Source organism: Campylobacter sp. CFSAN093229, assembly GCF_011068225.1.
Taxonomy (GTDB): Bacteria; Campylobacterota; Campylobacteria; order Campylobacterales; family Campylobacteraceae; genus Campylobacter_D; species Campylobacter_D jejuni.
In genome coordinates, this window is the sequence record NZ_JAAMXB010000005.1 from 259289 (window position 1) to 280690 (window position 21402).

The following is a 21402-nucleotide window of genomic DNA, read 5'->3' on the forward strand; positions in this document are numbered from 1 at the left end:
AAATGAATGCAAAAGAATTTTTAATAGAACTTTTAAAATTTAAATCTGTTACGCCAAATGATGATGGAACTTTAAATTTCATCGCTATGGAACTGAGTGATTTTGAAGCTTTTTTTATAGAAAAAGAAGGCATTAAAAACCTTTTACTCACTAAAAAATTTAAAGATGAAGGTGAGCATTTAGCTTTTGGTGGGCATGTAGATGTGGTGCCTGCAGGCGAGGGATGGAGTAGCGATGCTTTCGTGCCTGTGGAAAAAGAAGGCTTTATCTATGCAAGGGGTGCTCAAGATATGAAAAGTGGAGTAGCGGCTTTTGTAGATGCGGCAAAGAATGCGGATTTTAAAGGAGCTAGACTTAGCCTTATTTTAACAAGTGATGAAGAAGGCGAAGCTATATATGGAACTAAGGCTGTTTTAGAATGGATGCAAGAAAGAGATATGCTACCTGATTATGCTGTGGTTGCAGAGCCAACCTGTGTTAAAAAAATCGGCGATAGTATCAAAATAGGGCGTCGTGGTTCTATCAATGGAAAGCTTTTAATCCGCGGAAAACAAGGGCATGTTGCTTATCCTGAAAAATGTATCAATCCTGTGCATGATTTTGCACCGGTTTTAAAGCTTTTAGCGGGTTTTGATCTTGATCCTGGAAGTGCTGAATTTAGTCCTTCAAAAATCGTTATAACTGATATTCGCGGAGGTATGGAGGTGTGTAATGTTACGCCAAATGATTTAAAACTTATGTTTAATGTACGCAATTCTCCTGATACAAGCTTAGAAGATGTAAAAAGCTATGTAGAAAAAATTTGTCATGGTTTAAACTATGAGTTAGAGCTAAAACAATCAAGCGAAGCTTTTTTGACAAATATCGACAATAAAATCGTTCAAAAAATGAATGAAAGCGTTCAAAAAATCACTCATGAAGTGCCAGAGCTTAATACCAAAGGCGGTACAAGTGATGCAAGGTATTTTGCAAAATACGGTGTAAAGGTGGTGGAATTTGGGGTTTGTAATGATAGAATTCACGCTATTGATGAAAGAGTAAGTATAGAAGAATTTGAAAAGCTTTGCCTTGTTTTTAGGGATTTGGTGGAAAATTTTAACTAGGAAAAATTATGGATATATTTAAAAAATATACAAGCGAAATTCAAGCAATTTTTGGAGCAAAAAATTATAATGAATATACTTTTAGAACTTGTTTTGAAAATTTGCTTAATGAGTTAAAACCTAAAGAAATTAAAATTATTCACGAGCCAAAAAGCGAAAAAGGACAAGGTTCTATAAGACCTGATTTTAAAACCTATAAGCTTATAGATAAAGAAAAAGAATTAAGCTATAATCATCTTGTAGGTTTCATAGAATGTAAAAATTTAAATGTGGATTTAAATTTACATTTAAAAGGCAAACAGCTTAGTAAATACTTACAAATCTCACCTAATATTATCTTTACAAACTATAAACGCTTTATACTTTTTTCTTTTGAAAAAGTAGTTTTTGATATTGATTTACTAGATGATAAGCTTGATTTAAAAGAAGGAAATATAAGTATATTTATAAATCTTCTTAAGGCTTATTTTGATGATAATAGCACCACTATAAAATCAAAACAAGAATTAGTAAAAGTTTTAAGTACGCAAAGTTTTTATTTAAGCAATGCTTTAAAAATTTCTTTTGATGAAAGCGATACAAATTCTTCTTTTAGAAGATTTTTTCAAAAAACAAAAGACACTTTTGAAAGTATAGAAAAGATAGATTTAAAAGATGAAGAATTTTGCGATATCTTAGCTCAAGCTATAGTATATGGGATTTTTGTTTCTTATGTAGAAAATGATGATTATGATTTAGAAAAAATTCCTATAGAAAATTTCATTTCATTTTTGCCAAGTACCTTTAGAACTTTAAGTGAATTTGTATATTTTGCTATCCCTTCTTTTTCTCTTCCGCAAGATATTAAATATACTTTAGAAAATATCAAAAAAACTCTATCATTGATAGATAAAATCGCACTTTGTAAAATTTTAAATCAAGACTTAGAAAGTGTAAGTATATATTTGTATGAAGATTTTTTAAAGGCTTATGATGATTTAAGGGCTACTCAAAAACGCAAAGAAGGCGGTGTTTTTTATACCCCAAAAAGCGTTGTAGATATGATAGTTTCATCATTAGATGAGCTTTTAAAAACGAAATTTGATAAAGACAAAGGCTTTAATGATCAAGGCGTAAAAGTGCTTGATTTTGCCACAGGAACAGGAAGCTTTTTGGCTAGTGTTTTTGAAAAGATTATTTCCAAAGAAAGTGAAGTTTTCAAAAATGAAGCCATAAAAAATAAATTTTTAAAAGATATTTATGGTTTTGAGCTTTCTTTTGTGCCTTATATAGTAGCTAGATTAAAATTAGGACAAATTTTAAGAAAAAATGGTTTTAAGGATTTTAGCGAAGCTGATTTTCAAATTTTTCTTAATAATACTTTGGACTTAGAAAAAATTGCAAATTTTGATATGTCTATGCCTTTGGAAAATTTAGATACAGAGTGGAAAAAAGCAAGAGATGTTAAGCACAGTCAAGACTTGCTTGTTATTTTAGGAAATCCTCCTTATAATGCAAAAAGCAAAAACAAAGGCGAGGATATACTAGATCTTTTAAAAACTTACAAACAAGGTCTAAATGAAACAAAGATAAATTTAGATGATGATTATATTAAATTTATACGTTTTGCACAGTGGAAATTGCTAGAGCAAAACAAAAAAGATTTATTTGAAGAAAAGAAAGGACTTTTAGGCTTTATCACAAATAATTCTTTTATAAGTGGCAAAACTCATAGAAAAATGAGAGAAAGTTTATATAAAAGTTTTGATGAAATTTATATACTAAATTTACATGGAAGCGACAAAGACTCTAAAAATGATGAAAATGTTTTTGATATCAAAATAGGTGTTTGTATAAGTTTTTTTGTAAAGTATAAAGATGAAGTAAATAATGGTGCTAAGGTATTTTACTACTCCACAAGTGATAATGATATTTTTTCAAGAAAAGAAAAATTTGCTCTTTTAGATGATATAAGGCAAAAGGGTTTAAATTCTATAAAATGGGAAGAGCTTGTTTTAAATGAGCCTTATTTTTTCTTTATTAAAAAAGAATTTGAAAATGAAGAATATGAAGATTTTTGGGCTTTAGCAAGCGATAAGGCTTTAGGGGATAAAAAGGCTATATTTTTAAATTATAATAGTGGTATAGAAACTCAAAAAGATAATGTAGCTATACAATTAATGAAAAATAAAATGGAAGAAATTTTAAAAGATTTTTCAAATTTAAATAGTTTAGATTTGGCGAAAAAATATGATTTAAAAGATTCAAGGGATTGGAAAATTTCTAATTCTATTAATGCTATAAAAAATAATCTTGGAAAAATAGAACGCATAGCTTATCGTCCATTTGATCTAAGATGGACTTTTTATACCGATAAGTCAAAAAGCTTTATAGCTTATCCTAGATATGAAATCATGCAATATTTTTTAAACAAAGAAAATTTAGGACTTTGTTTTTCTAAGGTATTAAATAGTGACTATTATGCACATGCTTTTATTCTAAACGATATAGCAGAAAGAGGTATTATAAGCTCTAAAACAAGCGAAAATGCTTATATAGCTCCACTCTATCTTTATGTTAATAATGAAAAAATTCCAAATTTTACAAGTGAATTTTTAACTTATAAAGAAAATCATAAGATTTTAAAAGACAAAAGCCCTGAGGAAATTTTGTATTTTATCTATGCGAATTTATACAATCCAAAATATAGAACAAAATACTTAGAGTATTTAAAAACAGGTTTTGCTAGGATTGATTTTGAAGTAGAGCAAAAGACTTTTGATCATTTTGTTACTTTAGGTAAAGAGCTTGTGAATTTACATTTGTTTAAAGAAAATTTAGATGATGATATAGATTTTATCTTTTTAAAAGAAGATAAAAGAGCAAATTTTAAGATAAAAAAATATCAAGAAAAAGATCGCTTCATAGAAAATAAAATCATCTTAAATGAAGATTTGGCTATAAGTCCTATAAGTGCTGAAATTTGGCAATTTACTATAGGAGGTTATCAAGTTATAAAACAATGGCTAAAATACCGCAATGACTATGAATGTTCTAAAGAAGAATTAGAGCATTTGCTTAAAATGTGTAAAGTTATAAAGCAAACTATAAATTTACAAAAGGAATTAAATGATCATTAACGGAGAAAAACTTGATTTTAAGGAATTGAAATTTACAGATTTTTTAAAACAGAAAGGTCTTAAAATAGAACTTATCGCCTTGGAATTAAATGGAGAGATTATACCTAAGAGTGAATTTGAAAATTTGATTTTAAAAGAAAACGATAAAGCTGAAATCGTAAGTTTTGTAGGAGGTGGATGATGAGAGTAAAATTCAATGGCAAAGAACTTGATACAGACTTTAAAACAAGTTTGGAATTTTTTGAAAATATCAGCAAAAATGAAAATGATGTTTGGATTATCAATGGTTTTGCAACTAAAGAGAATATCGCTTTAAATGAAGATGATGAGCTTTTTTGTATAGAAAGAAATACTTTACCTCCAAAAGATGCGCTAGATGCTATGATGAGAGCAAGACACACTCCAAAGCTTCACGATAAACTTAAAAATGGGCGCGTGGCGGTGTGTGGTTTAGGCGGACTTGGATCACATATAGCGATAAATTTGGCAAGAAGTGGAGTGGGGTATTTAAAGTTGATTGATTTTGATGTGATTGAGCCTAGTAATTTAAATCGTCAAGCTTACCGTGTAAGTGATTTGGGCAAGTTTAAAACCGAAGCTTTAAAAGAGCAAATTAGCGAAATTAATCCTTATATCAGCGTTGAAATTTGTACCTTAAAAATCGATGAGGATAATTTAAAATCTTTGTTTAAAGATATAGATATAGTTTGTGAAGCCTTTGATAGTGCTATCGCAAAAGCGATGATAGCGCAAAATTTTCATAGATTTTACAAAGATAGTGTTTTAATCTGTGCTTCAGGGCTTGCGGGCTATGGTGATAGCAACAGCATACAAACAAGAAAAATTGCTAAAAATTTCTATGTGTGCGGGGATTTGGTAAATGGTGCTAAGCTAGGAAATGGACTTATGGCGCCAAGGGTAAATATTTGCGCAGGACATCAAAGTAACCTTGTTTTAGAGCTTTTAGCAAATAAGGAGTAAAAATGCAAGAAAATTTAAAAAACGATAAATTAAAAATAGGCAAATACGAGTTTGATTCAAGATTTATTTTAGGTTCTGGAAAATATTCGCTAGAGCTTATAAAATCAGCTATAGAAGAAGCTAAAGCACAGATTATCACTCTAGCCTTACGCCGTGCAAATACAGGGGAAATTGCTAATATACTTGATTATATCCCTAAAAATATCACACTTTTACCCAACACTTCAGGCGCAAGAAACGCCGATGAAGCCTTACGCATTGCAAGGCTTTCAAAAGAGCTTGGTTGTGGAGAACTTATCAAGATAGAAGTGATAAGCGATAGTAGGTATTTGCTGCCTGATAATTATGAAACGATTAAAGCTTGCGAGCTTTTAGCTAAAGAGGGTTTTACACCTCTACCTTACATGCATGCTGATCTTTACGCAGCTAAAGCTATGCGTGATGCAGGAGCTGCGGCTATCATGCCTTTAGCAGCACCTATTGGGAGTAATAAAGGCTTATGTGCTAAGGAATTTATACAAATTTTGCTTAATGAAATTGATTTGCCTATCATTGTAGATGCGGGTATTGGAAGTCCTTCACAAGCTTGTGAAGCTATGCAAATGGGAGTAAGTGCGGTGATGGTAAATACAGCCATAGCTGAAGCTAAAGATATAGCCTTGATGGCTAAAGCTTTTTCTTTGGCAGTAAATGCGGGAAGAGCGGCTTTTTTAGCAGGTTTGGCAAGTGTGAGTAAAGCTAAAGCAAGTTCTCCATTAACAGGCTTTTTAAGGGATTGATTATGCAAGATTATATGCAGTATTTACCTCACATGCAGGAAATAAAAAGCGAAATTTTAAATAAGGTTTTAAGTCAAGTTCAAAGCTATGATGAGAGTCAATTTAGCGCTAAAGATGTTAAAAATGCTTTAAATCAAACACATTTAAGCATAGAGCATTTAAAAGCCTTGCTTTCAAGTGCAGCAGAAGATTTCATAGAAGAATTAGCCTTTAAATCCGCTAAAGTCAAGCAAAAATATTTTGGAAATTCTATCTCTCTTTTTACCCCACTTTATTTGTCAAATTATTGTAATTCTAAATGTGTTTATTGTGGTTTTCAAAAAGGTAATAAAATCGCAAGAGCTAAGCTAAATGAAGCTGAAATTCACGAAGAAATGCAAGCCATTGCTAAAAGTGGTTTAGAAGAAATTTTAATGCTAACAGGCGAGGGCAGGGAGTTTGCAAGTGTAGAATATATAGCAAATGCTTGTAAAATAGCTAGAGAGTATTTTAAGGTTGTGGGCGTTGAAATTTATCCTATGAATGAAGATGAATATAAAATTTTGCATGAAAAGGGTTGTGATTATGTGACTGTTTTTCAAGAAACTTATAATCCTCTAAAATATTCTAAAATTCATTTAGCTGGTGAAAAACGCATTTTTCCTTATCGCTTTAATGCTCAAGAAAGAGCTTTAAAAGCGGGTATGCGTGGAGTGGCTTTTGCGGCACTTTTGGGTATAGATGATTTTAGAAAAGACGCTCTTGCTACGGCGCTTCATGCACATTTTTTACAACAAGCTTATTCGCATGCTGAAATTTCTATTTCAGTGCCGCGTTTAAGACCTATTATCAATAATGCCAAAATCCATCCTAAAGATGTAAGTGAAAAACGCCTTTTGCAAGTACTTTGTGCTTATAGACTCTTTTTGCCTTTTGCGGGCATTACCATTTCAAGTCGTGAAAGAATAGGTTTTAGAGATGAGGTTATCAAGCTTGGTGCTACTAAAATGAGTGCAGGAGTGAGTGTGGGTATAGGTGAGCATAAGGGTGAGAAAAAGGGTGATGAGCAGTTTGAAATTTCAGATGATAGAAGCGTAGATGAAATTTTAGCTATGCTTAAAAGATCCAATTTACAAGCTGTGATGAGCGATAGTATCTATGTGGGATAAAAAAATCATCGCCATAAGCGATAGAAAATGTGTAGAAATAGACTTTTTAAAGCAGATTGAAAAACTTGCTAAGGCTAAGGTAGATGCTATAGTTTTAAGAGAAAAAGATTTAAGCGAATTTGAGTATTATGACTTAGCAAAAGAAGTTTTAAGCATTTGCGCAAAGCAAAAAGTGACTTGTTTTTTGCATTTTTTTGATAGGGAGTGTTTAAAATTGGGACATCGTTATTTTCACGCACCGCTTTCTTTGCTAAGAAAAGAACCTAAATTAACAAAATATTTTCATATACTTGGTACTTCAGTCCATAGCAAAGAAGAGCTTTTAGAGGCGATGAGCTATAAGGTAAATTATGCTTTTGTAGGGCATATTTTTGAAAGTTCTTGCAAGATGGGTTTAGAACCTAAAGGGATTGATTTTTTAAAATCCTTGCTTGAATTTAGTCAAATTCCACTTTATGCTATAGGCGGTATCAATGCTCAAAATATAGAAAATTTTAAAGATATAAATGTAGTAGGTGTTTGCATGCGTGAAATTTTAATGAAAGAAAAAGATCTTAAAAAGTATCTTTTAGAATGTAGGCAAAATTTACGATGAATAAAATTCTTTCTTTACCAGAAGATTTAAAGCAATTAAAAGGTGTCAATTATAAAAAAATTAAATCTTGCACTTTTGCTAAATATACACAAACGGATACTTCGCATTCTACTTTTGTTAATGTAGGAAGTCATCTTTTAACTTTTGTTCGCAAAGGATATAAAATTTTACACACTGCATCAAAAGATTATAAGATTAACTCTTATGAAACTTTGTTTTTAAAAGCTGGGAGCTATACTTTAAGCAATGTAGGACTTAGTAAAGGAGTTTATGAAGCTTATTTATTTTTTTTTGACAATGCATTTTTAATTGAGCTTATTTATAAGTATAAAGATTTTTTTAAACTAGATCAAAAGTTTCAAAACTATGAAATTTTTTGGGTAAAAAATGATAAGATTTTGCAAGGAATTTTGGAAAGTTTTTCACCGCATTTTGAAGAAAATACGCAAATTTTAGATCCTATAGTGAGTTTGAAATTTGAAGAGATTTTTTTACATTTGCTTTTAAATAAGAATATTTATTTTATTAGTTTTTTATCAGGAATTTTAAAAGAATTTCGCCTTGATCTTTCCCAACTTTTTGAGTATTGTGGTAGAGAATTTTTAAGCGTAAATGAAATGTCTAATTTTGCGAAATTAGATTTAGCAACTTTTTCTAAAGAATTTAAGAAATGTTTTGGACAAAGTCCTAAAAAATGGTTAGATGAAAAAAGGTTGCAAAAAGCAAAGATTTTACTTAAATTTTCTAAAAAAAATATCAATGAAATAGCTAATGAGTGCGCTTTTTCTTCGGTAGCTTGGTTTATTGAAAGATTTAAAGAGAAATATGAGCAAACTCCTAAGCAATATCAAAAAACAAAAAACTTGTATTTTTTATCAAAAAACTAGCACATTTTTTTTATCTAAATAAATATAATTCTAATGAAAATATTTTTAAATAAAGGAGAAAATATGAAAAAATATGTTTTAAGTTTAGCGCTTCTTGGAAGTTTGCTTGGTGCAAGTGAATTAAAATATCAAGAATTTGATGGTTTTAAAAGCCCTGAAAGTATTTTTGTAGATAAAAACTATGTTTATGTATCTAATGTAGGAGAAAAACTTGAACCTTTGGCGAAAGATAATGATGGATTTATTTCTAAGCTTGATAAAAATGGCAAAGTGCTAGAATATAAATTTTTAACCCATCTTAATGCACCAAAAGGCATGATGGAGATTGGAAAAACTCTTTATGTGGTAGATATCGATGTTTTACGCGGTTTTGATCTTAAAACTAAAAAAGAAATTTTTAATTTACCTATTAAAGGTGCAATCTTTTTAAATGACATAGAAAAATTAGACGACAATACGCTTTTGGTTAGCGATACTGGCACAGGGCTTATTTTAAAGGTTGATTTAAAAACTAAGCAATATGATGAATTATTAAAACTTGATTTAGCAAAATTTGGTGGTCCAAATGGGTTATATCTAGATAGAAAAAAACATAAGCTTTTTATAACTGGTTATCATCCTGATGGTGTAAGTGGCGGTGTTGTAATGGCTTATGATTTAAATACAAAAGAACTCAGTATAATTAAAAATGAAAAAGAATCTTATGATGGAATAGTTCCTTATAAAGATGGTTTATTGGTAAGTTCTTGGGGAAATAATCTAAATGGATATATTTATAATTTAGATAATGTTAAATCTGTAAAACTTGAACTTCCTTTGATGAAAGGTCCTGCAGATATATTTATTGAAGGTAATATTTTATGGATTCCTAAGATGGCAGAAGGTAAAATATTCAAAGTAGAACTTAACAAATAAGGCTTTTATGGCTTCTTTTAAAAAGATATTTTGGATTAATGTTATTATTGTTATTATTGTAGCTTTTAATCTTAGAGCCCCAATTACTGCAGTGGGGCCTATTATTGATATTATTAAAGATAAGTATTATTTAAACTCAACCGTAGCAGGCATACTTACAAGTCTTCCTTTGATAGCTTTTGGAAGTATTTCTTTTATTGTGGGGTATTTTTCTCCTATTCGTGCTATTGTTTTTGGAATTTTTTTAATTTTTTTAGGCGAAATTATTCGTTCTTATTTTGGTGTATATGGCTTATTTTTAGGAATGTTAGCAATGGGCTGTGGTATAGCAATTGCAAATGTTTTACTTCCTAGTTTTATTAAAGAAAAATTTCCAAAAAAAATGGCAAGTATAATGGGAATTTATAGTCTTGTTTTGAGTATTTCTTCGATTATGGGTATTGCTTTAGCTATACCTTTGCTTAGTGTATTTGATTTAGCTGGAGCTATGTTTTTCTGGGCTATTTTTTCTTTTGTAGCTTTAGTAGTTTACTATCCTCAAGCTAAAAATGGTAGATTTTTTCGTATTAAGAAAAAAGCTCATAAAAAAATCAATCTTTTTATAAATTTAACAACTTGGAAAATTACTCTTTTTATGGGATTTCAAAGTTTTTTAGCTTATTCTTTGTTTTTTTGGTATGTTCAAATTGTTGTAGAAAAAGGATTTGATAAAGAATTTTCTACAAGTATGGTTTTATTTGCTCAACTTGTTGCAGCTCCAGTGTCTCTTTTTGGCCCTTTACTTTTAGGAAAATTAAGACAAAATTTACATACTTTTTACATAGCAGGTTTGTGCAGTATGTATGTGATCGCTTTTGGTATGCTCTTTATTTTTGATAGTAAAATTTCTATTATTATCAGTGCTTTTATCATGGGTTTTCCATGGGGTGGAGTTTTTGGCATTGCGTTGCTTTTTATTGCACAAAAAAGCTCTAATGCTCAAATAGCAGCGAGACTTTCTGCTTTAGCTCAGGGTTTTGGATATTTAATTGCAGCACAAGGACAATGGATTATAGGTTTTTTGCATGACAAATTTGAAAATTTTTCATTTGCTATTTTGATGTTAGTTTTTGTTGGAATTTTAGTAAATATCTTTGGATATTTATCTTATAAAAGTCAAATTATCAAATAAAGCTTTTTGGATTAGCATATCTGCGCCATTTTTTTGGGTTATATTTTGCAATCTTGTAGAAATATTTTCTAGATTTAGTTTTAATATTGACTTAAAAAATTCATCAAGATTAATAGAGTTTTGCATAAAAATTTGACATAAAGCTTGATCTTGTAAAAATTTAGCATTAAAGTATTGATGATTTTTAGCTGCATAAGGATAAGGTATAAAAATAGTGGGCAAAGTATTAGCACAAAGTTCAAAAAGAGTACTTGCACCTGCTCTTGATATAGCTAGATCTGCATTTTTCATTTTTTCTTCCAAATTTAAACTAAAATCAAAAATATCAGCTTGGATATTTAAGCTTTGATAATGTTTTTTGCACTTTTCAAAATCATTTTTTCCACATTGATGGATGATTTTGATATTTTGTTCTTGAAGTTTTGGTGCTAGATTTAAAGCTAGTTTGTTGATAAATTGAGCTCCTTGTGATCCTCCTAAGAAAATAATATTTTTTAATTCTTTGCGAATCCTAGCATTATCAAAAAATTTATCTGCTACAGGATAAGGGCTAATTTCTTTTTCAAAGGCGCTAAAAAATTTTGTAGCGAAAGGTTTTAAAAGCATATTTAAAGAGCCGCTTTTTGAATTTTGTTCATGTATAAAAAGAGGCAAATGTGAGAATAAAGCCGCAAAAGATGCAGGAGCTGCACTGTATCCACCTACACTAAAAACGGCTTGGATGTGGTATTTTTTAAAAATTTCTCTACAATCTTTGGAGAGTTTTAAGGTGTGGAGTAAAGAACTGATTTTGTTAAATTTGCTTTGATTAACCACTCCTTTAGAGCTTAAAAAAAATTTTTCCTTAAAGCGTACTTCATTTTCAAACCAAGCTTTATCTTGACCATTTTGACTGCCTATGTATACACATTCTATATTTTTTTTAATCGCACTTTCTAATAAGCAACGCACTATGGCCAAATGTCCTCCAGTTCCACCACCTGTTAAAGCTATTGTCATAATTTAACCTTTTTTGAAATCATTAATACATATCCTATGCCTATGCAAATTGCCCACATTGAACTTCCTCCATAGCTTAAAAGTGGAACCGCTACACCTTTTAGTGGAGTAAGAGAAATAATACCAAAAGCATTCATAAAGAAAGAAAAAAGTAAAAGTAAGGCTATGCCTGAACAAAAAATAAAATCTTGTTTAGCTTCACATCTTCCTGCAATTCTAAAAATTCTTAAAATCATCCAAAGATAAATATAGCAAATAACCCCAAGACCTAAAAGTCCTATTTCTTCAGTAATTCCTGAAAGAACAAAGTCAGTATGCACTTCACTTAAAAAGCCTAATTTAAAAGTTCCAAGTCCTAGGCCTTCGCCAAACATTCCTCCATGGGCTATAGCATTTAAAGAGTGTGAAATTTGATAAGGCTCGCTGTTGCTACTTACTCTTAAAGCATTTGCCAGCCAATCAGGAAGCATAGGTAAAAAAGCATCTTGTATATTCCCCCACCAAGAAGCGATTCTTTGAATTCTTCTTTGGTTACTAAAAATTACCATTATACCTATCATCATAATGATTAAAGTTCCAAAAGCAAAAAGTCTTTTACTAGCTCCTGCAAAAAAAGCTAAAGCTAGAATCAAAAAGAAAGAAATTACACTTTGTCCTAAATCGTTTTGAGTGATATAAATATATCCTATAACTATAGAAGCTAAGATACAATAAGGCAGAAGAATTAAAGCCTCGTGTCTGATAGCTTTTTTACTATCATCAATACGCCTTGTATAGCTCCATGCTAAAAAATAAATCAATCCTATTTTAAAAAATTCCACAGGAGAGATAGAGAGTGGGCCTAAGCGTATCCAGCGTTTAGCTCCTCCGCTAGCTGTTGCTAATGCAGAAGGTAAAAATGGCAAAATGATGATAAAGATAAAAGAAATAATCAAAATAGCTAAAATAATTTTTTTAGAAAGTGCTTTATCAGGATCCAATCGAGAAATAAAAAACATTATAAGTATGCCACTAATTCCAAAAAAAAGCTGACGAATAAAAAAATGAAACTCGCTATAGTCAAGAAAAAGAACAGTAAAAGCTGTAAGAGAGTATGAAAATACTATTCCTATGGTGATTAAAATACAACTTAAATAAAATAATCTTTTATCAGCAACCATTATAATTATAACTTTTCTTTATTGGAATTAAAATTTTAAAAAGTTTTATTATAACTAAAATACATTAAATTTTTTGCTAAGTTTTTGTAAGGAAAATTTGCTAAAATTAACAATAAAAATATAACAAAAAAGGCAAATTATGAATCAAATCCATAAAATTCTCATAGCAAATAGAGCTGAAATAGCTGTTAGAGTAATCCGTGCTTGTAGAGATTTACATATTAAAAGTGTTGCAGTTTTTACAGAGCCTGATCGTGAATGTTTGCATGTAAAAATCGCAGATGAGGCTTATCGCATAGGAACGGATGCTATAAGAGGATATTTAGATGTTGCTCGTATTGTCGAGATTGCTAAGGCTTGTGGTGCTGATGCGATCCATCCTGGTTATGGATTTTTAAGTGAGAATTACGAATTTGCTAAGGCTTGTGAAGATGCTGGAATTATTTTTATAGGTCCAAAATCTGAAGTAATCCATAAGATGGGAAATAAAAATATCGCTCGTAAGTTAATGGCTAAAAATGGCATACCTATTGTTCCAGGGACTGAAAAATTAAATTCCTATAGCATGGAAGAAATTAAAATTTTTGCTGAGAAGATCGGTTATCCTGTTATTTTAAAAGCTTCAGGTGGTGGAGGTGGACGCGGAATTCGCGTTGTTCATAAAGAACAAGATCTTGAAAATGCCTTTGAATCTTGCAAAAGAGAAGCTTTAACATACTTTAATAATGATGAAGTATTTATGGAAAAATATGTAGTTAATCCCAGACATATAGAATTTCAAATTTTAGGAGATAACTACGGAAATATTATCCATCTTTGTGAAAGGGATTGTTCTATTCAAAGAAGACATCAAAAGGTAATTGAGATAGCACCTTGCCCTGGAATTTCAGATAATCTTAGAAAAACCATGGGTGTTACAGCTGTGGCAGCTGCTAAGGCTGTAGGTTATACAAATGCTGGAACTATAGAGTTTTTGCTTGATGATTATAATCGCTTTTATTTTATGGAAATGAATACAAGAATTCAAGTTGAGCATCCAATTACTGAAGAAATTACAGGTATTGATCTTATTGTAAGACAAATTCGTATTGCAGCAGGAGAAATTTTGGACTTAGAACAAAGCGATATTAAACCTAGGGGTTTTGCTATTGAAGCTAGAATTACTGCTGAAAATGTATGGAAAAATTTTATTCCAAGTCCTGGAAAAATAGGAGAATACTACCCAGCTCTTGGACCATCTGTTAGGGTTGATAGTCATATTTATAAAGACTATACTGTGCCGCCTTATTATGATTCCATGCTTGCAAAGCTTATTATTAAAGCAACAAGTTATGATTTAGCGGTTAATAAACTTGAGCGTGCTTTGAAGGAATTTGTGATTGATAATATTAGAACAACAATACCATTTTTAATTGCCATTACAAAAACAAGAGAATTTAGAAGGGGGTATTTAGACACCTCTTTCATAGAAACACATATGCAAGAATTATTAGAAAAAACAGAAGATCGTCATCAAGAAAATAAAGAAGAAGTTATAGCTGCAATAGCTGCTACGCTTAAAAAAATACGAGAAAGTAGGGAATAATAGATGGATTTTTTAGACAGTCTTAAAAGTATTAAAAAAGAAATGCAAGCTAACACCAATACTTCAAAATTAGCGAAGAAATCAAGCAAGAGTGGTGCAAGTGTAAAAAATTTAGAAAAACTAGCTAAAGATATTCGCGAAAAAAATCAAGAAACAAATATAGATAAGGAAATGCAAGAAATTTTCTTAAAGCAAGAAAAACTACAGGATGAATTTTCCGAATTTATCAAAAATACAGATATTAAGAAAATTTAATGCTTGAGATTGGTTTTTGTACTCTTGAAGATCAGTGTCCTTACTTAAAGGATAAACGTTCAAGAATAGAGTATAAATACATTGAAAATTGCCCTAAAGAAATCAATAATGAGCTAATAAAACGAGGTTGGCGTCGTTTTGGTAGGTATTTTTCACGCCCTATTTGTAAAGATTGTGATGAATGTTTAAGTCTTAGAATTTTAGTTAATGAATATAATTTTTCAAGAAGTGAAAGAAGGGTTGTAAATAAAAATATTAACACCAAAGTTATACTTAGAACACCCAATTTAAGCAATGAACATTTGTTTTTATATGATAAATACCATCGTTTTATGGAAGAAAAAAAGAACTGGAAGCGTTATGATTTAAGCTTTAAACAGTATTATAATCTTTATGTCGATGGTTTTATGAATTTTGGATATGAGCTTGCATTTTATATAGAAGATAAGCTCGTTTGTGTTGATTTGATTGATATTTTAGAGGATGGAATTTCAAGCATTTATTGTTTTTATGATCCTGATTTTTCGTATTTTTCTTTGGGTAAATTTTCTTTGCTCAATGAAATACAAATAGCTAAAAAAATGAACTTAGATTATATTTATCTTGGGTATTTTGTAAAAAAGTGTCAATCTTTATCTTATAAAGCCGATTATACACCCAATGAAATTTTAAAAGGCACTAAAGAGCTTTTTGAAAATGAGGTTTTATGGGAGAAATAGATGCAAATCGTGCAAACTTTAGAAACTATCAATGTTAATACAGATGATATTAGCGTATTTCAGTATTTTAAAGACTTGATTACCAAAAATTTCACAAAGGTCATAGGACGAAAAAATAAAATTTTTTCTTTTTTTGAAGAAAATGAAATTCCACAGCGCCGTTATTTCTTAAAAGTTTTAGATCAAAAATATCGTAAAAGCACAAATGAAGGTATAGAGAATTTACAAGATGCTCATTTTAAAACTTTTAGATTAATTTTTGAGCAAAATAATATGCTTAAGCCTATGTTGTTTATCAAGATTGATTTTGTTGCGGGTAGAATTTTGATGAAGTTAAGCTCTAATGAAAAATTATTTATTACTTATATAAGAAATTATTTTCAAGATCATAATATAGAATATAATGAAATGACAAATATTCTAATTTTAGAATATAAAAACGAGAATACCCTTGAACTTTTTGAAGCTTTTGCAGATGAGAGCGAGCATTTAAAATATTGCGTGAATTTTGAAGTTGACCGCGAAGAGTATAAAAAATTTCGCCAAAATATTCACAATAAAGAAAATATGAAATGGAAATTTAATGCTTTAGCTAAGCTTTTTAGTAATTATTTTAATACTTTAGAATGCACTCCGCAAAATGATCTTAGTGAAATCAGACAAAAATATTTGATTTTGGTAAAACTTTATCATCCTGATTTTCATCAAGGAAAAAGTGCAATAGAAAAAACTTACGCAAGAGAACAGTTTGAAAAAATACAAATCGCCTATGATAACTTAAAAGCACTTTATAAGAATAATACTTAAAAAAATTAAATTAATCATTTTGGTTAATTTAATTTTTCTCTCTCATAAATTTTTCTTAATTTGCTATCTAGTTTAAAACAAAATTTAAAAAGTGCAGGTACTACGAGTAAGGTAAGCAAAGTCGAACTTATAAGTCCAAAGATAATGGCTATTGCCATAGGAGAATTAGCTTCATAGCCTGCACCCCTTGAAAGAGCAAGTGGGAGCATAGCAAAAATCATAGCAAAAGTTGTCATCAATATAGCCCTTAAGCGCGATTTTCCAGCGATTAAAAGAGCTTTATCGGGATCTAAACCTTCATGGCATTTTTTATTAGCTACATCTACGAGTAAAATAGCATTTTTCCCCACCATACCAAAAAGTAAGATGATGGCAATAAGTACAAAAAGCGAAAAATTATGCCCTGTGATAAAAAGCCCTATAGAAGCTCCGCCAAAGGCTAAAGGCATGGTTATCATGATGATTAAAGGCAGAATAAAACTTTCATAAAGTGCGGCTAAAACAAGATAAATTAAAACAAAAGCAAGTGCTACTGCCATAGCAAAACCTTGCACGGTTTCACCTAAAAGATTGATAAAGCCTGAAAAAGCATAGCTAAGACTTGGATTGTTATTTAAAATTTTATCCATATTATCTAGTAAAAGTTTTTGCACCGCTCCTAAGGAAAGATCATTCACTCCAGCTGTGATTTTCACAGAGCGGTTTTTATTGTAACGATTGATAGTTTTTAAATCTTTACTGTATATAAAATCCACCACGCTTGAAAGTTCTAAATTTATACCTTGGTTGTTTTTAATGCTAATGCGCTTTAAAGCTTCTATGTCTTTTTTAAATTCTGGAGCAAAACTTAGGATAATATCATCTTTTGAATTGCCTCTATCCATGCTTCCTACGCTAAGTTGCGAGAAAGAATACCCTAAAACCCCAGCGATATATTGAGGATTGACATCTAAAAGTTTGGCTTTTTCTTTGTTGATGTGTAAGGCTACTTCATCTTTTATAGCATTAGCATTATCACTTATATCTACAATGCGTGCATTAGTGCCTAAAATTTCTTTTGCTTGAGAAGCAGCTTCTTTTAGAGTGTTTAAATCATCTCCTAAGATTAAAAATTGCACGGGATCATCAATGCCTGCACCCTCTATCTTTGGAAGTTCTAAAATTTTGATTTTTAAACTTTCATCTTGAAATTTTTGACGATATAAACTTACTATGGCACTTTGTCTTAAATTTCTTTCGTCTAAATTTTTAAGTTTAACATAAATTTTAGCCTTTGTAGCATCTTTGGCATTATCATAGCCTACAAGTAAAAAAGCGTATTTGACATTGTTATCATTTTTGATTTTTTCAAGCAAATTTAAACTTTTTTCTTTCATGGCTTCTAAACTTAAATCCTTTTTGCTTTCAAGCAAAACTTGAATTTCACTATCATCTTCCATAGGTAAAAAATCAAGCCCTATGCGAGTGGCTAAAGCAAAAGAAAGCCCTATAAAAATAAGAGTGGCTAGGATAAATTTTACTTTATTTTGTAAAATTTTATAGAGTAAATTTTCATACTTTTGCTCTATTTTTTCAAAAAAAGCTTCTGTTTTTTCATAAAACTTGTTTTCTTTTGGATTTAAAAATCTTGCCCCAATACTAGGTATTAAAAATACAGAAACCAAAAAGCTTATAACTATCCCACTTGCAACGCTTATGCCTAAGGCATTGAAAAAAAGCCCTGATATAGAGTTCATATAAGAAATAGGGATAAAAACACAAAGTAAAACTATACTTATGCTTAAAACGCTAAAACCTATTTCATTGATACCCAAAAAAGCAGCTTGTAAAGGCGGGTAAGTTTTTAGTTTTTTAGCAATATTTTCAATCACTACTATAGCATCATCGATAAAAATTCCTATGCTTAAGGTTAAAGCTATAAAAGTTAAGCGGTTTAAATCATAGCCTAAAAGATCGATAATAAAAAAAGTTGAAATGATAGAAGTAGGTATAGCTATGCAAGCAATGAGAGTTGCACTTAAATTTCTTAAAAATAAAAATACAATTACAAGGGTTAGAAAAATCCCCAAAACCATATCAAAAATCACTTGAGAAAGATGCTTGTGGATATTTAAGCTTTTATCGTAAAGCACATTAATGCTTATATCTTTTGGAATTTGTTTTTCTAAAATAGGCAAGGCATTTTTGACATTTTTAATCATTTCAAGGGTATTATAATTTGTGATTTTTCCGAGTTCTAAAAGCACCCCTTCTTTACCTTCGTATAAAGCACTTTGTTTTTCATCTTCATAAAGGCTTGAAATATTAGCAATATCGCTTAAAAATACCCCTGTTTTTATGCGAAGATTGCTAAGTTCTTCTAAATTTGTGGCTTCAAAATAGCCTTTGATGATATAGTTATCTTGATTGTTATTAAGTTCGCCAAGGGCTTGTTTAAAATTTTGACTTTTGATAATATTTGCTACATCAAGGGCGTTAAGATTGTATTTTCTAAGTTCATTTGGTTTTAATTCTATGCGAATTTGGGGTTCTAAAAACCCCTTAGCCTCGATTTTACCTACTCCTTCAACTCTTTGCAAAAAAGGCTTTATTTTATCATTGATTTCACGCATGAGTTGTAATTTATCTTTAGAATATAAAAAAAGCGAAATAGCAGAACCAGAATCTGAACTGATTTTTTCAATTTCAGGCTTAGAAGGTAGGCTTAAAGTTCCTATTTTATCACGCACATCATTAGCAGCTACTTCAAGATTTTTACCTAGTTTAAACTCGACTACACTCACACTAAAATTATCATACGCAGCTGAGGTTATGGTCTTTACTCCATCAATCTCACTTAGAGCATTTTCTATTTCTTTGGTGACTTTTGATTCTACGAAATTTAAATCCCCATTTACCTTGCTTGTGATTTTTATAAGAGGTATGGAAACATTAGGAAATAAATTTACACTCATGCTAAAAGCAGAGATTAGCCCAAAAATCATAAGAGCTAAGAAAAACATTAGCACAGTAATTGGTCGGTTTATAGCTAGTTTAAACATTTTTAATCTTTAGTGATGATTCTACCTTCGCCAAAAAGCCCTGGTGTTAAATTTGTAGTTTGCACTTCAGCATAAATTTTTCTTGTTTTTACTTCTATACTTGGATAGATAAGGCTGATTTTTCCTTTAAATTCTGTACCATTTTGATCGATTTTATAAAAGAAATCATCGCCTAATTTAACCTTATCTTTGTATTTTTCATCAAAACTTAAAATCAGTTTGCTTTGTGGATAGGAAAAAATTTCTATCAAAGGTTGAGCTACTCCTCCTACTCCTTCACCCACTTGTATAAATTTGTTTGCGATAATAGCATCATAAGGTGCACGCAATTCTTTTTTTGTCATGATATTTTTATAATAAGCTATATTGATTTTTGCTTTGTTTAAATTTAAATTAGCAGCATCAAACTTAGCTTTCATATCTTCATAGCTTTGTTTGTCTATAACATTTTCTACAGCTTTGATTTTCTGCATTTTGCTTTTGGTATTTTCGTATTCTACAAGGGCAAGTTGATAAGAATTTTGAGCATTTTGAAGAGCTATTTTTTCACTTTCTTGATCAAGAGCAAGTAAAAGTTCTCCTTTGCTGACTTTTTGTCCAATTTCTACAGGAATTTTTTGAACTAAACCTATGCTTTCAAGGGCAAGTTTGCTTTGTTTTGATGCTTCTACATTGAAACTTGCGTAAATTTCTTCGCCAAAGGCGCAATTAAAAGCAAGAAGTAAAAATAGAATTTTTTTCATTCTTTAACCTTTGAATTAAGATCTATACCCGCATTAAAATAATAATTTGCTTTAGTAATTTCAAATTCATTTTTAGCAAGCTCTAAATCGCTTTGTGCTTTAAATTTAGCCTCTAAAGCTTGAAGATATTCCACATAAGAAACAAGTCCTGCTTGGTATTTTTTATCTATACTTTCAAAAGCCAAATTTGCAGCATTTAAGCTAAGATTAAGAGCTAAAATTTGTTCTTGTAAAACTTTTAAACTTTTGTCTAAATAATTTAATTCTTCTTTATTTTTTCGCTCACTAAATCTTGCATTTGCATTGGCTATTTGAACATTTAAACGCTCTTTTTCAACTTCTTTAGCCCTTGCATTGAAATCAAAAATTTTCCATTCCATACCTAAAATAAACTGATTACCTTGAGAATATTTTTCTAAAAATTGATCTGCTAAGTTTACAAAAGGAGCTGGAACTTTTGGATTATAATTGTTTTTATAAAAGTTAAAATTATCTTGAATATAAAATTTTGGAAAATATTCAGCTTTTGCTAAATTTACACTTTCTTTAGCAAGATTGATTTGTTCTTTAGCTATCATTACTTCATAGTTTTGACTTTTTTCTTGTTGTGGATTTTCTAAAAAAGCATTCCCTTGCACTTTAAAATCTGTATCGCTTAAAATTTTAATCTCTTTTTGTACATTGGCAAGTTTTAATTCATTTTGACTGAGTTCTAATAAGCTTAAATGGTATTTAGCTTTAATGCTTTCAAGTTCATCTTTAGGGCTAAGTCCTGCGTCGTAAAATTTTTGCAATCTTTCAAAAGTTGATTTTAAAAAAGCTATTTTTTGTTGATTGGCTAGTAAAATTTTTTCAAGACTTAGGGTGTTAAAATAAAGTGTGATTGCATTTAGGGCAAGGTAATTTTTATTTTGTTCTTTGTCTAAAAAGCTTAATTTTTCTTTGCTTTCTAAAGCTCTTAAATTAGCCTCTCTAGCACCCCCATCAAAAAGTAAAAAATTAAGAGAAACTTTAGCAAATAAACTTTCTTGTGGATCGATAATGAAGCGATCTTTATTGTTGGCTACATAAGCTGAGTTTAGACTAAGAGAGGGTAGGTAATTTCTAAAAGCTTGTTCTTTGTCCAAATTTGCTTGTTTGCTTTGCATTTGTTTAATGAGATAGGATTCGTTATTTTGACTTAGTGCTATAAATTCGTGCAAATTAGAAGCTAACATTGCTAAGGGATAAAGAGCTAAAAACATAGCTGATTTTAAATATTTTTCAAACATTTTGATATTTTATTATGCTTTATATAAATTTCAATTGAAGTTTTTTATATAAAATAAAATTTATTTGTTTTAAACATAAATTTTGCTAAAATCTTAACTTTGAAATTTTATATTTAGGATGCAA

The 21402-nt window shown here is 30.1% G+C and carries 19 protein-coding genes; 14 read left to right on the forward strand and 5 right to left on the reverse strand.

Annotated elements, in window-relative coordinates:
- Nucleotides 1-2 precede the first annotated feature (2 nt).
- The 10 genes from dapE (at nucleotide 3) to FBE93_RS03410 (ending at nucleotide 10698) form a co-directional block, all read left to right on the forward strand.
- Nucleotides 3-1103, forward strand: a complete 1101-nt coding sequence (gene dapE, locus FBE93_RS03365) for a succinyl-diaminopimelate desuccinylase (protein ID WP_002932802.1) — start codon at nucleotides 3-5, stop codon at nucleotides 1101-1103.
- An 8-nt stretch (nucleotides 1104-1111) separates the two neighbouring features.
- Nucleotides 1112-4222, forward strand: coding sequence for a type ISP restriction/modification enzyme (locus FBE93_RS03370; RefSeq protein WP_165434175.1), 3111 nt, complete (start codon nucleotides 1112-1114; stop codon nucleotides 4220-4222).
- Complete coding sequence (gene thiS / locus FBE93_RS03375) at nucleotides 4212-4403, forward strand: sulfur carrier protein ThiS (RefSeq protein ID WP_002932807.1); 192 nt, start codon at nucleotides 4212-4214, stop codon at nucleotides 4401-4403. The genes FBE93_RS03370 and thiS overlap by 11 nt, the downstream gene beginning before the upstream one ends.
- On the forward strand, nucleotides 4400-5203 hold the full coding sequence (thiF, locus tag FBE93_RS03380; protein WP_072225871.1) for a thiamine biosynthesis protein ThiF: 804 nt from the start codon (nucleotides 4400-4402) through the stop codon (nucleotides 5201-5203). The genes thiS and thiF overlap by 4 nt, the downstream gene beginning before the upstream one ends.
- A 2-nt stretch (nucleotides 5204-5205) precedes the next feature.
- Complete coding sequence (locus FBE93_RS03385; RefSeq protein ID WP_002932816.1) at nucleotides 5206-5982, forward strand: thiazole synthase; 777 nt, start codon at nucleotides 5206-5208, stop codon at nucleotides 5980-5982.
- A gap of 2 nt (nucleotides 5983-5984) precedes the next feature.
- Nucleotides 5985-7130: a 2-iminoacetate synthase ThiH gene (thiH, locus tag FBE93_RS03390; RefSeq protein WP_002852974.1), complete on the forward strand. Its 1146-nt coding sequence runs from the start codon at nucleotides 5985-5987 to the stop codon at nucleotides 7128-7130.
- Entirely contained in the window at nucleotides 7120-7725 is a 606-nt protein-coding gene (locus FBE93_RS03395) for a thiamine phosphate synthase (RefSeq protein WP_002852949.1), read from the forward strand. The genes thiH and FBE93_RS03395 overlap by 11 nt, the downstream gene beginning before the upstream one ends.
- A complete protein-coding gene (locus FBE93_RS03400; protein WP_002852985.1) occupies nucleotides 7722-8612 on the forward strand; it encodes an AraC family transcriptional regulator in 891 nt (296 codons plus the stop codon). Before FBE93_RS03395 ends, FBE93_RS03400 begins: the two co-directional genes overlap by 4 nt.
- Nucleotides 8613-8675: 63 nt before the next feature.
- The gene (locus FBE93_RS03405; protein ID WP_002852987.1) at nucleotides 8676-9527 is read left to right on the forward strand and encodes an ATP-binding protein; all 852 of its coding nucleotides are present in this window, start codon (nucleotides 8676-8678) and stop codon (nucleotides 9525-9527) included.
- A gap of 7 nt (nucleotides 9528-9534) precedes the next feature.
- On the forward strand, nucleotides 9535-10698 hold the full coding sequence (locus tag FBE93_RS03410; RefSeq protein WP_020247016.1) for a CynX/NimT family MFS transporter: 1164 nt from the start codon (nucleotides 9535-9537) through the stop codon (nucleotides 10696-10698).
- Here the strand turns inward: FBE93_RS03410 and murG are convergent.
- Together murG and ftsW are read right to left on the reverse strand one after the other, a co-directional pair.
- Nucleotides 10669-11697 (reverse strand): undecaprenyldiphospho-muramoylpentapeptide beta-N-acetylglucosaminyltransferase, encoded by a 1029-nt coding sequence (murG, locus tag FBE93_RS03415; protein WP_165434176.1) that lies wholly within the window; start codon nucleotides 11695-11697, stop codon nucleotides 10669-10671. The genes FBE93_RS03410 and murG overlap by 30 nt on opposite strands.
- Complete coding sequence (gene ftsW, locus FBE93_RS03420) at nucleotides 11694-12857, reverse strand: putative lipid II flippase FtsW (RefSeq protein WP_002853553.1); 1164 nt, start codon at nucleotides 12855-12857, stop codon at nucleotides 11694-11696. The genes murG and ftsW overlap by 4 nt, the downstream gene beginning before the upstream one ends.
- Before the next feature lie 139 nt (nucleotides 12858-12996).
- Here ftsW and FBE93_RS03425 point away from each other — a divergent pair, with 139 nt between their 5' ends.
- Genes FBE93_RS03425 through FBE93_RS03440 form a run of 4 tightly spaced genes read left to right on the forward strand, consistent with a single transcriptional unit; the run spans nucleotide 12997 to nucleotide 16223 of the window.
- Nucleotides 12997-14442, forward strand: a complete 1446-nt coding sequence (locus FBE93_RS03425; protein WP_165434177.1) for an acetyl-CoA carboxylase subunit A — start codon at nucleotides 12997-12999, stop codon at nucleotides 14440-14442.
- Between the two features lie 3 nt (nucleotides 14443-14445).
- Nucleotides 14446-14697, forward strand: a complete 252-nt coding sequence (locus FBE93_RS03430) for a hypothetical protein (RefSeq protein WP_002853000.1) — start codon at nucleotides 14446-14448, stop codon at nucleotides 14695-14697.
- Nucleotides 14697-15416 (forward strand): arginyltransferase, encoded by a 720-nt coding sequence (locus FBE93_RS03435; protein WP_002853863.1) that lies wholly within the window; start codon nucleotides 14697-14699, stop codon nucleotides 15414-15416. Before FBE93_RS03430 ends, FBE93_RS03435 begins: the two co-directional genes overlap by 1 nt.
- A complete protein-coding gene (locus FBE93_RS03440; RefSeq protein WP_165434178.1) occupies nucleotides 15417-16223 on the forward strand; it encodes an adenylosuccinate lyase in 807 nt (268 codons plus the stop codon).
- Nucleotides 16224-16246: 23 nt separating this feature from the next.
- On the opposite strand, the gene cmeF is transcribed toward FBE93_RS03440, so the two are convergent.
- Genes cmeF through cmeD form a run of 3 tightly spaced genes read right to left on the reverse strand, consistent with a single transcriptional unit; the run spans nucleotide 16247 to nucleotide 21278 of the window.
- Complete coding sequence (gene cmeF, locus FBE93_RS03445) at nucleotides 16247-19264, reverse strand: multidrug efflux RND transporter permease subunit CmeF (RefSeq protein ID WP_165434179.1); 3018 nt, start codon at nucleotides 19262-19264, stop codon at nucleotides 16247-16249.
- 2 nt (nucleotides 19265-19266) lie between these two features.
- Nucleotides 19267-20007 (reverse strand): multidrug efflux RND transporter periplasmic adaptor subunit CmeE, encoded by a 741-nt coding sequence (gene cmeE, locus FBE93_RS03450; RefSeq protein WP_002861762.1) that lies wholly within the window; start codon nucleotides 20005-20007, stop codon nucleotides 19267-19269.
- The gene (gene cmeD / locus FBE93_RS03455) at nucleotides 20004-21278 is read right to left on the reverse strand and encodes a multidrug efflux RND transporter outer membrane subunit CmeD (RefSeq protein WP_002932832.1); all 1275 of its coding nucleotides are present in this window, start codon (nucleotides 21276-21278) and stop codon (nucleotides 20004-20006) included. The genes cmeE and cmeD overlap by 4 nt, the downstream gene beginning before the upstream one ends.
- Nucleotides 21279-21402 lie beyond the last annotated feature (124 nt).